The sequence below is a fragment of the Pseudoalteromonas sp. S4741 genome (assembly GCF_005886135.1).
GTDB lineage: Bacteria > Pseudomonadota > Gammaproteobacteria > Enterobacterales > Alteromonadaceae > Pseudoalteromonas > Pseudoalteromonas tetraodonis.
In genome coordinates this window covers 44,151-57,986 of sequence record NZ_PNCN01000085.1, presented here as the reverse complement: position 1 = coordinate 57,986, position 13,836 = coordinate 44,151, and the positions used below count along the sequence as shown (strand labels likewise).

The 13,836-nt window shown below is 40.6% G+C and carries 9 protein-coding genes and 1 pseudogene; 8 read left to right on the top strand and 2 right to left on the bottom strand.

The annotated features are described in order from the left end of the window. Window positions 1-474: 474 nt before the first annotated feature. The gene (gene uvrA / locus CWC30_RS12760) at window positions 475-3,300 is read right to left on the bottom strand and encodes an excinuclease ABC subunit UvrA (RefSeq protein ID WP_138627268.1); all 2,826 of its coding nucleotides are present in this window, start codon (window positions 3,298-3,300) and stop codon (window positions 475-477) included. 163 nt (window positions 3,301-3,463) lie between these two features. Here uvrA and CWC30_RS12755 point away from each other — a divergent pair, with 163 nt between their 5' ends. The 3 genes from CWC30_RS12755 to CWC30_RS12745 all read left to right on the top strand — a co-directional run bounded on the left by CWC30_RS12755 (window position 3,464) and on the right by CWC30_RS12745 (window position 7,576). Continuing rightward, a complete protein-coding gene (locus tag CWC30_RS12755; protein WP_138627267.1) occupies window positions 3,464-4,831 on the top strand; it encodes an MFS transporter in 1,368 nt (455 codons plus the stop codon). 20 nt (window positions 4,832-4,851) lie between these two features. Continuing rightward, the gene (gene ssb / locus CWC30_RS12750; RefSeq protein ID WP_138627266.1) at window positions 4,852-5,553 is read left to right on the top strand and encodes a single-stranded DNA-binding protein; all 702 of its coding nucleotides are present in this window, start codon (window positions 4,852-4,854) and stop codon (window positions 5,551-5,553) included. A gap of 376 nt (window positions 5,554-5,929) precedes the next feature. Beyond that, entirely contained in the window at window positions 5,930-7,576 is a 1,647-nt protein-coding gene (locus CWC30_RS12745) for an EAL domain-containing protein (RefSeq protein WP_138627265.1), read from the top strand. 29 nt (window positions 7,577-7,605) lie between these two features. Here the strand turns inward: CWC30_RS12745 and CWC30_RS12740 are convergent, their stop codons facing one another. After that, window positions 7,606-8,514, bottom strand: a complete 909-nt coding sequence (locus CWC30_RS12740; protein WP_036981123.1) for a 1-aminocyclopropane-1-carboxylate deaminase/D-cysteine desulfhydrase — start codon at window positions 8,512-8,514, stop codon at window positions 7,606-7,608. Window positions 8,515-8,851: 337 nt separating this feature from the next. Between CWC30_RS12740 and CWC30_RS12735 the strand changes: the two are divergent. The 5 genes and pseudogenes from CWC30_RS12735 to CWC30_RS12715 all read left to right on the top strand — a co-directional run bounded on the left by CWC30_RS12735 (window position 8,852) and on the right by CWC30_RS12715 (window position 13,836). Continuing rightward, a pseudogene (locus tag CWC30_RS12735) lies at window positions 8,852-10,775 on the top strand (SUMF1/EgtB/PvdO family nonheme iron enzyme). Window positions 10,776-10,909: 134 nt separating this feature from the next. Beyond that, window positions 10,910-11,953, top strand: a complete 1,044-nt coding sequence (locus tag CWC30_RS12730; protein WP_036981126.1) for a rod shape-determining protein — start codon at window positions 10,910-10,912, stop codon at window positions 11,951-11,953. Then, window positions 11,953-12,795 carry a rod shape-determining protein MreC gene (gene mreC, locus CWC30_RS12725; RefSeq protein WP_171034717.1) on the top strand — a complete coding sequence of 281 codons (843 nt, stop codon included), beginning with the start codon at window positions 11,953-11,955 and terminating at the stop codon, window positions 12,793-12,795. Before CWC30_RS12730 ends, mreC begins: the two co-directional genes overlap by 1 nt. Beyond that, window positions 12,788-13,267: a rod shape-determining protein MreD gene (gene mreD, locus CWC30_RS12720; protein WP_036981128.1), complete on the top strand. Its 480-nt coding sequence runs from the start codon at window positions 12,788-12,790 to the stop codon at window positions 13,265-13,267. Before mreC ends, mreD begins: the two co-directional genes overlap by 8 nt. Continuing rightward, window positions 13,267-13,836, top strand: a complete 570-nt coding sequence (locus CWC30_RS12715; protein ID WP_069438829.1) for a Maf family protein — start codon at window positions 13,267-13,269, stop codon at window positions 13,834-13,836. The genes mreD and CWC30_RS12715 overlap by 1 nt, the downstream gene beginning before the upstream one ends.

The following is a 13,836-nucleotide window of genomic DNA, read 5'->3' as shown; positions in this document are numbered from 1 at the left end:
GGAACTTTACGCCTTATATCCCCGCCCTCGGATCGGGCGAGGGTTTACGGCGAAACTGCTAAAAAAAGCGGGTTAATGCAGTTAGAAGTGGTGAGTAGCTTTGGCTAATAAACTTTATGCGATCAGATCCAAATGGCTTGATTAGTAATACTGGCATAAAATACCAAAATAACTGCTTTACCGGCGAGTGAATTCCAGAGCTGATTAAACTTAGGCCAAAATTCTATGATCAGCGCAATAATAGTAATAGTGGCACGTAGCCACGTTAACTTAAAAATGGCTAGAGTTATAAACGCAAGCAGATAAAGTTTTTGCGCGGTGTTAAGGTTAAACCATATGCTTTTTATATGGCTAAGCAGTTTAACTTGGTGTGGTTGCCAGCTTTTTTGCTGTTGCTTAAACTGCTTATTAGCACGCCATTTTGCAATTTTAAATACCTTAACACCGACTTTCCTTATCTAAAGCGTATTACCGTTATTTATTTAATAACGGTTTTAAGTAGTGCCCAGTATGAGAGCGCTGGCATTCAGCCACTTCTTCAGGTGTACCTGCAATCAGTATTTCACCGCCGCCAGCACCACCTTCAGGGCCTAAATCAACGATCCAGTCGGCTGTTTTGATTACATCTAAATTGTGCTCAATCACTACAATGGTATTGCCATGATCGCGCAGACGATGCAGTACTACTAATAACTGCTCTATATCTGCAAAGTGCAGGCCTGTTGTTGGCTCATCTAATATGTATAGCGTTTTACCGGTATCACGCTTAGAAAGCTCACGTGCTAACTTAATTCGCTGTGCTTCACCACCAGAAAGTGTTGTAGCGGCTTGGCCTAAACGGATATAAGAAAGTCCAACATCCATCAGGGTTTTAAGTTTGCGTGCAATAGCCGGTATTTTATCAAAGTAGTCATGGGCATCTTCAACGGTCATGTCGAGCACTTGGTTGATGTTTTTGCCTTTATATTGTACTTCTAAGGTTTCGCGATTATAACGTTTACCCTTACACACATCACACGGTACATAAACGTCTGGTAAAAAGTGCATTTCTACTTTAATAACGCCATCACCTTGGCATGCCTCACAACGCCCACCTTTAACATTAAAACTAAAGCGACCTACTTTGTAACCACGTGAACGGGCTTCTTGAGTACCTGCAAATAGCTCACGAATACCAGTGAAAATACCAGTATAAGTGGCAGGGTTTGAACGAGGTGTGCGGCCAATAGGACTTTGGTCAATATCAATTACTTTATCAAAGTGCTCAAGGCCTGCAATTGATTTGTAAGGTGCCGCTTCTGCGGTTGTGGCTCCATTAAGCTCAGTGTGAGCGAGTTTAAATAAGGTATCGTTAATGAGTGTAGATTTACCCGAACCAGATACGCCGGTAATACAGGTCATTAAGCCAAAAGGTATTTTTAAATCAACATTTTTTAAGTTATTACCAGTAGCACCAAACAGTTCTAACCATTTCTCGTTAGTAGCATGGCGCTCTTTAGGTACTTCTATTTTACGCACGCCCGATAAAAACTGGCCGGTAACCGAGTCTTTGCTTGCTAAAATATCATCGCGTGTACCTTGAGCAATAACATGGCCGCCATGTACGCCAGCACCTGGGCCAATATCAATAATATGATCAGCGGCACGAATGGCGTCTTCATCGTGTTCTACAACAATAACGGTGTTACCTAAATCACGTAAATGAACTAAGGTTTTCAATAAACGGTCGTTATCACGTTGGTGTAAACCAATTGAAGGTTCATCCAGTACATACATAACACCCACTAACCCAGCACCAATTTGACTCGCTAAGCGAATACGTTGTGCCTCACCGCCTGAAAGTGTGTCGGCGCTGCGCTCAAGTGATAAGTAATTTAGACCTACATTTATTAAGAACGATAACCGGTCGCGAATTTCTTTTAGTATCTTCTCGGCGATTTGGCCTTTTTGCCCAGTCAAATGCAAGCCTTCAAAAAAGCTCATTGCCTCACCAATACTCATATGCGTAATGGTTGGCAAGTTAGTTTGACCAATAAATACATTGCGTGCTTCTTGGCGAAGGCGCGAACCTTTACAACTAGGACACGCTTGACTAGTTTGATACTTAGCTAGCTCTTCACGCACAGAGTTTGATTCAGTTTCGCGGTAGCGGCGGTTCATATTATTTAACACGCCTTCAAATACATGATTACGTGTAATTAAATCACCGCGGTCATTACGGTAATTAAATGCAATTTTAGTATCACCCGAGCCATCTAGAATAATTTTCTTATGTTCTTTTGCAAGCTCTTGATAAGGAACATCTAAATCAAACTCGTAATGTTGTGCAACTGCTTGCAACATTTGATAGTAGTAAAAGCTGCGTTTATCCCAACCTTTAATTGCACCGCCAGCTAAGCTTATTTCAGGATTATGGACCACGCGATTAGGGTCAAAGTATTGTCTTACGCCTAAACCATCACAGCTTTGACAAGCCCCTGCAGGATTGTTGAACGAAAATAAACGCGGTTCAAGCTCTGTCATCGCATAGCCACAGGTTGGACAGGCAAAATTTGCTGAAAACAGCATTTCTTGAGCATTGCTATCGTCCATAAACGCAATGTTGGCAACGCCGCCTGACATTTCAAGTGCTGTTTCGAATGATTCCGCGAGACGTTGTTGCTGGCCGTCTTTGACTTTAAAGCGATCAACCACGACTTCAATTGTGTGCTTTTTATGTAGATCTAGTGATGGTGGATCAGATAGGTCGCACACTTCGCCATCAATACGTGCGCGAATGTAGCCTTGGCTTGCAAGCTGCTCTAATAGCTTTACATGTTCGCCTTTACGGTCTTTAACAACAGGCGCCAAGAGCATTAACTTTGTGCCTTCAGGCAGCGCCAGTGTGGTATCGACCATTTGGCTGATTGTTTGCGCCGCGAGCGGTAAATCATGAGTCGGACAGCGAGGTTCGCCAACGCGTGCAAACATCAAGCGTAAATAATCGTAGATTTCAGTAATAGTTCCCACGGTTGAACGTGGGTTATGCGAGGTTGATTTTTGTTCTATGGAAATAGCAGGAGAAAGGCCTTCAATATGATCTACATCGGGCTTTTCCATTAATGACAAAAACTGCCTTGCATAAGCAGAGAGTGATTCAACATACCGGCGTTGCCCTTCTGCATACAGCGTATCAAATGCAAGTGATGACTTACCTGAACCAGATAAGCCAGTAATAACAATTAGTTTATCACGTGGGATGGTTAGGCTGATGTCTTTTAAATTGTGCGTGCGGGCGCCTCGGACTTCAATGTTTTCCATGCTATCTCGTTTATTGCCAAAATTATTTGTTCAGTATCGCATAATACGCTGCAATATTAATCCTTGATCATCGAAAAAATCCTTAGTTATAGACGATTAATTATTGCCAAGCTTGTGATAGAATCCTTGCCTAATTTTTTAACACAGTAAGATCACGCAAATAATGACCGCATCTTCACTTAATTCACGAGAAAAACGCGCCGCCGTATCGTTAGCGAGTGTGTTTGCATTTAGAATGCTCGGCTTGTTTATGCTGATGCCTGTTTTAGCTATTTATGGTCAAGAGCTTGAAGGCTTTTCACCTATCTGGATTGGTTTTGCAATTGGTGCGTATGGTTTAACTCAGGCCGTATTACAAATCCCAATGGGGAGACTTTCCGATAAAATAGGTCGTAAAAAAGTCATAGTCGGTGGTTTGGCGGTGTTTGCTTTGGGCTCAGTGATTGCCGCTTTGGCAGAGTCTATTCAAATGGTGACGGTAGGGCGTGCGTTACAAGGCATGGGAGCTATCGCCAGCGCATTATTAGCGTTTGCATCAGATTTAAGCCGTGATGAACAGCGCCCCAAAGTGATGGCGGTGATCGGCATGAGCATCGGCATGAGCTTTGCGTTTGCGATGTTATTAGGGCCGATAGTGGCAGCTTCATGGGGCATTGCAGGCGTATTTTGGCTAACGGCTATTTTGGCTGTGTGTGGTATTTTTATAGTCACTATGCTCGTTCCCAGTGCAATAAATAAAGCCCCTAAAGGCGATACGCTTGCCAGTTTTAGTGACATCAAAAAATTGATTAAACACCCACAGCTGGCACGTTTAAATGTAGGCGTATTATTGCTGCATCTAACATTAACGACTATTTTTGTAGTATTACCAAGCCAATTAATTAAAGATGGCTTAGTGGCCGAAAACCATTGGCAGCTTTATATTCCGGTTTTATTTTTGGCGTTTTTTTTAATGGTGCCAGTAATGATAGTGGCAATTAAAAAAGAGAGAGAAAAACAAGCCTTTATTGGTTCTGTTATGGTTTTAATAGTCAGCATGTTAAGTATGTCTATGTGGGCAAACAGCGTTGTTGGTATTGCGGTTTGTATGCTGTTATATTTTGTTGCGTTTAACTTTTTAGAAGCCACTATGCCGGCTCTTGTGTCGCGTATTGCTCCAGCAAGCCAAAAAGGCTCAGCCATGGGGGGGTATTCATCGAGCCAGTTTTTAGGCGCTTTTTTAGGCGGCATGCTTGGCGGGTATGTAGCACAAACAACTAGTACGCAAGCTGTGTTTGCGGCGGCGGCACTTGTTGGGGTAATATGGCTTATTATTGCGTGGAAAATGCAAGTCCCACCGAAAAGCAAAGTTATTAGTTTAATGACCCAATTAGATTCTGAAGAGCAGGCACAAACACTGGCTTCTCAGTTAGTTGCTTTACCCGGCGTAATAGAAGCAACCGTAGTTCGCGATGAAAGTCGTAGCTACTTAAAGATTAATGATAAAGAATTTGACCTAGACCAAGCCCGAAGAGTGGCTGGTTTAATCTAACGTTTATAGGAGATGGTTCCATGGCACGCGGTGTGAACAAAGTAATTTTGGTTGGTAATTTAGGGCAAGATCCTGAAGTTCGTTACATGCCTAATGGTAATGGTGTAGCAAATATTACCTTAGCAACTTCAGATAGCTATAAAGATAAAAACACTGGCCAAATGGTTGATAAAACTGAGTGGCACCGTGTGGTATTTTTTGGCAAGTTAGCTGAAATTGTGGGTGAATACTGCCGCAAGGGATCACAAATTTACGTAGAAGGAAAACTTCAAACCCGTAAATGGACTGATCAACAAGGCCAAGAAAAATACACTACAGAAATCGTTGTTGATGGCTTTACGGGTCAAATGCAAATGCTAGGTGCACGCGGTGGCGACCAACAAGGCGGTGGCTATCAAGGTAACCAAGGTGGTCAACAAAGTGGCGGTTATCAAGGTAACCAAGGCGGACAGCAAAGCGGTAGCTATGGTCAAAATAACCAAGGCCAAAATAGCCAGCAAGGCAGTTATGCTCCACAGCAGCAATCTGCACCTGCTCAGCAGCCGGCTCCACAACAAAATAACCAGTATCAACCACAGCAGCAAGGTGGTTTTGCACCTCAGCAAAATAGTGCACCACAACAGCAAGGCGGGTTTGCACCTAAGCCACAAAATGCACCGCAAGGTGGCGCATCAAACCCTATGGAACCAACAATCGACTTTGATGACGATATCCCGTTTTAGATCATAGTTTATTTAAAAGTGTAAGAATGTTGAAAAATCTTCTAGAAAGCCGCTATTAAGCGGCTTTTATTATTAAAAAAATGACCGTATTCCATTTCTACAGTTTTTAAATCTGAATAAATACTTCCTAAAGTAAACATATGAATGTGTAAAAAGCACTGTGATACTGGTGTTTTTATTTTTTAAGCCAAGCCCTCCTTTGTTCAAACTAATATATAAATAATGACAGCTGTTTAGTTAACTAATTAAAGGCTAAATATAATGTTTATAACATTAAGTACTAACTTTTAAACCTCTGCTAAACTTTTATTGTTGGCTTGTACAATTGCAAATAGTAGACAACACTTTAATAACTTATTTGATGTGCCGGTGGGTTATGAAAGCCAGTAAATTTCACTTTACCAATTATTCAAATGCTTTGTTTTATGCTCTGTGTATCGCCTTGCTAGTGATTATTAATAGCGGTTTAAGTTTGGTTTTACAGCATCAAAACGAGCAAGTTGGTTTAAAGCTAGCGAAGCAATTGCAACAGCCATTGGCCAATGAAAATCAACTTATTGCAAATACGCCTTTTACGCTCGCCCCTAATAAAAACTCTATTTATATAGAAAAACAAAAACATTATTTTAGCGCTAACTCAAAAGGAATTTTGCTCTACTCATGGCCAGTTTGGTATAGCTATAGCTATTTGTTTTTAATAATAAACGCGTTTTTTTTGCTCGCTATGCTTTGTATTCGACGTTTTAAAAAGCCTAAAACAATAAAAAACAGCACAATAGCCTCTAAACGTCAGCAGCACTTTAATAATAAGAAAGTGCGTTATGCACCCAAAGTGAGTTCTTTACAGCTCGCTCCAATAGCGACAACTAATGTGCAGGAAGCAATTAAATATAATGTATTTGCACTTATTCAGTGTGAATGTCATTTTGATGCAAACACTGACTTACAAGCGACCTTTAAAGTCTTATTGGCAAAAGACTTTATTAATACGACTGAAATATCCGTTAAGTTATTAACTGCAGGCAATTTCGCTTTTACTCTCAAAGGGATTGATGCAATTGATAAACTCAATTGCGCTAAATATTTACATCAATGCATTGTAAGTGCCGCTCATGTATTGGCGCCAAGAACTGCACAGAGGCATGTAAAAATAGGTTTATGTACTTATTATTCAGAGGCTGATCAGGTTATGGTGTATCAGTTGGCAAAGTCGGCACTTACTCTTTCGCAGCAAAATCGAGTTAAGCATTATCACCAATTAGCGTTAAATTATGGTCATGTCCAAAAGCTCGATAGACACTCAATACCACAACGAATTAAAAAGCAAAAATTGGCTATTTTATTTCAACCCGTATACGAGCTCGATAGCGGCGCTATTATTAAGCATTACGTATCAATTAAAAGTAATGACAGGGGAAATAAACAATTACTTAATCAAGAAAGTATCAGTCAATTTTATAACGAAGGTGAGGCGCTATTGCACGATCAAGCGGTAGTTATGCAAGTAAAAAAACTATTGCTTATAGATAAATCATCGTCAGTTATTAGCATTAAGTTACATCCTAAAAACTGGTTTAATAACGAGTTTTGGAGCTGGTTAACTGCTTATATCAATGACTTAAAAAACCAACATACAATGCAATTTTCTATAAATGAATCAGAATTCTTAAATAATCAATTACGTTTGCAAGGCGCTTTTGCAGCAATAGCGGCACTAAACTGCAATATTGTAATTGATGATGTGAGAAGCAGTAAAAATATCTTTAAGTTTACGCTTAATAAACAAATATCAGGGCTTAACTTAGCTTCTGAACTTGTCCATGGGATAGAGCGCAGTAATTCACAACAAAAATACGTTAGGGGGATTGTGCATATGGGTAGATTATTGAGCTTGTCAGTATTTGCACTTGATGTGGAGACGCCTCAGGAGCTACAACTTTTAAAAGTAATAGGCATTAGCGGCGCGCAAGGAGGATATTTTTCTAAATTACTCCCCAACTATACTCAAGTCGCATTTCACTAATGCTAAGCAATTAACAAGTTAAATATACTCTACACTAATTTGCGATATTTTAGCCCTTCTAAACCTTGCAACCCACCAGTATGTATTGCAATAATTTTGCTGTTAGGGGCAAAGTAATCATTATTGATGAGCTGCCAAAGTGCGTACATCATTTTACCACTGTAAATAGGCTCCAAGGGTAATTGATGTTGCTGCTGCATGTGTTGGCAAAACTGCCATAACTCAGCTGTAAAACGACCATATCCACCACCGTGAAATTGCGTAAGTAGTTGCCAGTTATTTTGTGATTTTGCTTTAGGGCTAAGAGCGCGTATTTCGTCCCGCAGGTAATCGGCTTGCTTTAAAACAGCAATCCCTAGTAGGTTGATTTTATTTGAGCTGCCCTCTATCAATCCAGCCAAGGTGCCGCCACTGCCAGTTGGACAGATTAAGTAGTCGTGCTCAGGTAAACTCTGGGCAAGCTCTTTACATCCCTCTATAGCAAACTCGTTAGTGCCTCCTTCAGGTAGAATGTATGCGTTTGGAAAGCGTGCCTGTAATGCGGCTAAATAGGCTTCATCATGTCGTTGTTTGTACTCTATACGATTGACTGCATGTAACTGCATACCACATTGCTGTGCAAATTTTAGAGTAGGATTATTTAGATCAAGCTGTGGGCCGCGCACAATTGCGTGGGTTGTTAAGTTAAACTCTTTACCAGCAGCGGCGCACGCATGAATATGATTTGAAAAGGCCCCACCAAATGTAAGTAATTCAGATTTACCCAGTTGTTGCATACGAACTAAATTGTATTTGAGCTTTCGCCATTTATTACCACTGATAAGTGGATGCAATAAATCATCGCGCTTAATAGTTAAAGTTATTTTCTTGTCTGTTAATAATTCACTGGTAATTGTTTGTAAATAGCTATGTTCATTAATACTGAATGGTATTGGCATTATCACCCTTTTTCATTAGTTACATTATGAATGTGCTGTGTAATAGCGTTATTTTGACTCAGTTTTTATTACTTAAGCAAACTAAAAAATATGAATACGCGGCTAAATTGGCATCTTCTATAGCGTAAAATACAGATAAATCTCGGTGTTGTTAAATAAATTAGCTATTTAGTACAAATGAAACGGTTATTTACTGGCATGAAACGGGATAATAGTTGTAAACTGAGATAATAAATGAACAAAGCTTGTGTTTTGTGCTTCAAGTAAATAGCATAAGGTTATTATTATAAAAAATAATAATAACCAAATAATTGCCGCTTTTTTGGGACTGAAATATATGCGAATCGCCCCTTTATCTCTGTTAATTTATGCTAGCTTTTTTTGCAAGCACAGTATTTGCACAAGATACAACTACTGTAAACAGAATTGAATCAGAGATTAATGCGAAACAAACAGAATACACTCGTTCAACGACGATGCTCGATAAATATTTAAAAGAAGAGAATCAACTTCAAACACAACTTGAATTGCTGAGAACGCGTTCCACACAGCTTGATAAAGAAAAAAACCAAGCGTTGGATGCGATGAATGATATGTATCGACGTTTCATTGATAATCCGTCGCTATACATTACCTCTGCACAATCGCGTTATCAAAAAGCCGTTGTTGATCAAGAACAAAATAAAAATGATATTTTTATGCAATTGGCGGCAATTGAATCCATCTAAAAGATATTGAGCAAGTTCGCGCTGATAAACATGCACTTCAAAACACGATTGAAAGCTTAAAAGTACAATATATTACGGCGCGTGTAGAGCGATTACGCAGTGAATTTACCCGAGAGGGTACGCTTGAAGTTGACCATACCATTAACTGTAAGCGCACTGAAACACTGGCGGCAAGTGAGCAGAGCGGTCAGCAAATAGGACTGAAAAAGGCAACTAAACGTTTTTTAGATCAAATATTTGAAAATTATACAGAAAAACGTCTTGTTGAACCTAAGCGAGACATGGCTGGGGCACAAGCACAAATTTTAAGTAGTTACGTGATTAAGAGCGCATTTAGCGGGCAAGGTGATTACAACGCCAATTTAAGCGTTACTAAGCGCGAAGATGTAAACAGCAGTCGTTTATGTCACTTACTTAGTGTGAATAATAGCTTTTTTTTAGAGTATGGTACCCCGCTGGCAAATACTTATCAGCCAGCTTATAGTACTACTTTCTCTGATAGTCAGTTAACATTCAGCGATAATGGGGATAATAAAGCTGCTGCCGTTGTCGCTAAAACAGTTAATAAAAAGCCTAAAGTGGTCGCTGAGAACAAGAAAGATAAATTAGTTCAGTTAACCTTACGCTCTAATGTACACGGCGATGCAGTATTTATTAATGATATTGAGTCGGTTCTACTCGTTTGGTGACGAACTTACCACGTGGTTTGCATAAATTAGAAATACGCAAAGAGGGTTACATCCCTTATAAAGCGCGAGCAAATAATACAAGCAGATTGCCCAAAAGGAGTGGAAGTTGATACACGCCTACCTATGGTGGACCCATCAGCAGTGATGATCCCCGTTGGCAAATTTAAAATGGGTGATATAAACGGCAATGGGCTTGAAAATGAACGCCCCGTGGTTTAAAAAACGATTAGTGAATCTTTTGCTACGCAGAGCAAAGAAGTGACTGTTGGCGCATTTGAAGCGTTTGTAAACGAAACGCAATATAAAACCGAAGCTGAAAAAGGCAAAGGTTGCGCATATTACCTCAACAGGCGAACCTGTTTGGGAAGAAAGCTTAAATTGGCGAGCTCCAGGATTTGAGCAAACTAATGAGTTTCCTGCTGTGTGTTTGACAAAAAAATGATGCTATTGTTTACGCTTAATGGTTTTTTGATATAGCAGCGCAAACGTATCGTTTACCTACTGAGGTTGAGTGGGAATATGCGGTGCGTACAGGCACAGAGACAGAGTACCCATGGGATAACGAAATTGGTAAAAATCTAGCTAACTGTGGTTGGTGTGGTAGCGAGTGGTCTAATAAACGCACGGCTCCGGTAGGGTCTTTTTCTGCAAATGCATTTGGCTTATGCGATACTGTAGGCAATGTATGGGAATGGACTAGTAGTACAGGGAATAAAAAGATGCCGTTGTTCGCGAAGGTGCATGGAATTTTGCCCCAAGCCTTGCTAGTGCATCAACGCGTTTAATTTTAGCGCCAGATTTTAGAGCTAATTATATTGGCTTTCGCTTAATGAGCGAACGATAATATTTAATGGGGAAGCGACGCTTCCTCTTTTTAATGATTACAAAGACGGCTGCGCTTTACATTGCTCATTGTGTTGAGAATGTTAAAGTAAGCGCAACTACAACAAGAACGAATTTCAAAGGTCATCCAGCCTCATGTTTAAAAAACTCCGTGGTATTTTTTCAAACGATCTATCGATCGATTTAGGTACAGCCAACACACTAATTTATGTAAAAGAAGAAGGTATTGTATTAAACGAACCTTCAGTTGTTGCTATTCGTCAAGAGCGTGCTGGTGGACCTAAAAGTGTTGCATCTGTAGGTGCAGAAGCTAAGCAAATGTTGGGCCGTACGCCTGGTAATATTAAAGCTATACGTCCAATGAAAGACGGTGTGATTGCTGATTTTTATGTTACTGAAAAAATGTTACAGCACTTCATCAAACAAGTGCACAATAATAATTTTATGCGCCCAAGCCCACGCGTGCTTATTTGTGTTCCTTGTGGAGCTACTCAAGTTGAAAAGCGTGCAATTCGTGAATCAGCAATGGGTGCAGGTGCTCGCGAAGTCTACTTAATCGAAGAGCCAATGGCAGCTGCAATTGGTGCCGGTTTACCGGTGTCTGAAGCAACGGGTTCTATGGTGGTTGATATTGGTGGCGGTACAACAGAAGTCGCTATTATTTCACTTAATGGTGTTGTGTATTCATCTTCAGTACGCATTGGTGGTGATAAGTTCGATGAAGCCATTATTAATTATGTGCGTCGTAACTTTGGTAGCTTAATCGGTGAAGCCACCGCTGAGAATATTAAACACCAAATTGGATCGGCATTTAAAACAGACGAGCCAGTAGAGATAGAAGTGCGTGGTCGTAACCTTGCAGAAGGCGTACCTCGTTCGTTTACGCTTAACTCGCATGAAATCTTAGAAGCATTACAAGAACCACTAATGGGGATTGTAAGCGCTGTCATGGTGGCGCTTGAGCAGTCTCCACCTGAGCTGGCATCTGATATTTCAGCGCATGGTATGGTGTTAACTGGCGGCGGCGCATTACTTAAGGATTTAGATCGCCTGCTAATGGAAGAAACGGGCATTCCAGTGGTTGTTGCTGATGATCCACTTACGTGTGTTGCACGTGGCGGCGGCAAGGCCCTTGAAATGATTGATGTGCACGGTGGTGACGTTTTTAGTTACGATTAATGAAATCAATGTTTGAAAAAACGGTTTCTTTGCAACTGCGACTTTTTGTCGCAGTGCTTTTGAGTATCGTATTGATCCTTGGAGACAAGTACACGCAAGGTGGACAGAACATTCGTACTAGTTTGAATACATTGGTCAGTCCACTTATTTATGTTGCTAACCTACCTTACGAAGTATTTAGCTTTAGCGCCAAAAGTTTGCATACCCGTGAGCAGTTACTAACCGAAAACGAAGCACTCAAAAAGAAGCAAGTATTGCAAAGTGAGCAAATCCAGCAATATGAGTTTTTAGCAAAAGAGAATCAAAAACTTCGTGCATTACTTGGCTCTTCCTCTAAACACACCAATCGTAAAATTATTGCTCAAGTACTTTCTGTTCATTCAAATCCTTATAGTCACCAAGTAGTGATAAATCGGGGAACCACCGATGGTTTAAGCGAAAGCCAAGCGGTGATTGATGATATGGGGTTGGTCGGGCAGTTGACTAAAGTTGGTTCAACAACCTCGCGGGTGCTGTTAATTACAGATACTACCCATGCAACACCGGTGCGTATATTACGAAACGATGTGCGCACAGTGGTTGAAGGTATCGGTAAAATTAACGTGTTAAAGCTATCACATGTACCGCATAGCTTAGATGTGCGTATTGGTGATGTGCTGGTGACCTCTGGCCTAGGTGGTACCTTTCCTGAAGGTTATCCGGTTGCGGTGATCACCGAAATAACTCGTGATGAAGGCCAACCTTTTGCTCAAGTATTTGCTGAGCCGATAGCTCAATTAGATCGAATTCGGTTACTAGTGGTATTATGGCTAAATCAGCAGGAGTTGATGGGTGATGATTAACCGTCATATGCTCTTAATCGCATTAAGTATTTTCTTTGCATTAGTAATGGTGCTAATGCCGTTACCTTTTTCACTTGAACCATTTCGTCCTGATTGGGTGCTGTTGGTGCTTATGTACTGGTCTTTAGCTTTACCGCATAGACTAAATATAGGGACTGCCTGGGTTGTTGGGTTATTAATTGACTTAGCAACAGGCTCCTCATTGGGTGTTAATTCCTTAACTTATTCAGTATGTATTTTTATTACTGCAAGTAACTTCCAAAAAATTCGCAATTTTTCATTGTGGCAACAAAGCCTACTTATAGGCTTGTTCTTAACGCTTTACCACTTAATGCAGTTTTGGTTAAATCACTTTTTACTTGGCGTTTATTTTAGCCCACATTACTTATGGCCTGTATTAACAGGCATGTTGAGCTGGATATGGGTATTTTTATTACTTCGAAAATACCGTAGACATTTTAGGATCAGATAATGACTTGCGCAGTATATTTAGCCTCCGCGTCTCCCCGTCGTAAAGAGCTTCTAACCCAATTGGGGATTGAATTTTCACAGTTTAGTGTTGATGCCGATGAAAGTCAGCTTGCTAATGAGCGCCCGCATGACTATGTAGAGCGTTTAGCGCGTTTAAAGGCGCAAATGGGCGTAGAGCAAGGGTATACTGACCGGCCAGTGCTAGGTAGTGATACTGTGGTGGTGATGGATAACCAATCATTATGTAAGCCTCGAGATAAAGACGATTTTACTCAAACCTTAAAGCGCTTATCAGGGAGCACGCACCAAGTGTTAACAGCCATCGCTTTTGCTACATCAGATAAAGTACTCAGTTGTGTGGTCAGTACAGATGTCACCTTTAAAACGCTCAGTGATGAAGAAATACATGCTTATTGGCAAACGGGCGAGCCTCAAGATAAAGCCGGTGGTTACGGTATCCAAGGGTTAGGTGGGCGCTTTGTAACGCATATTTCGGGTAGCTATTTTGCCGTTGTCGGCTTACCTTTATATGAGACAGAACAATTATTAAATACATTCTTAAGAGGGTAG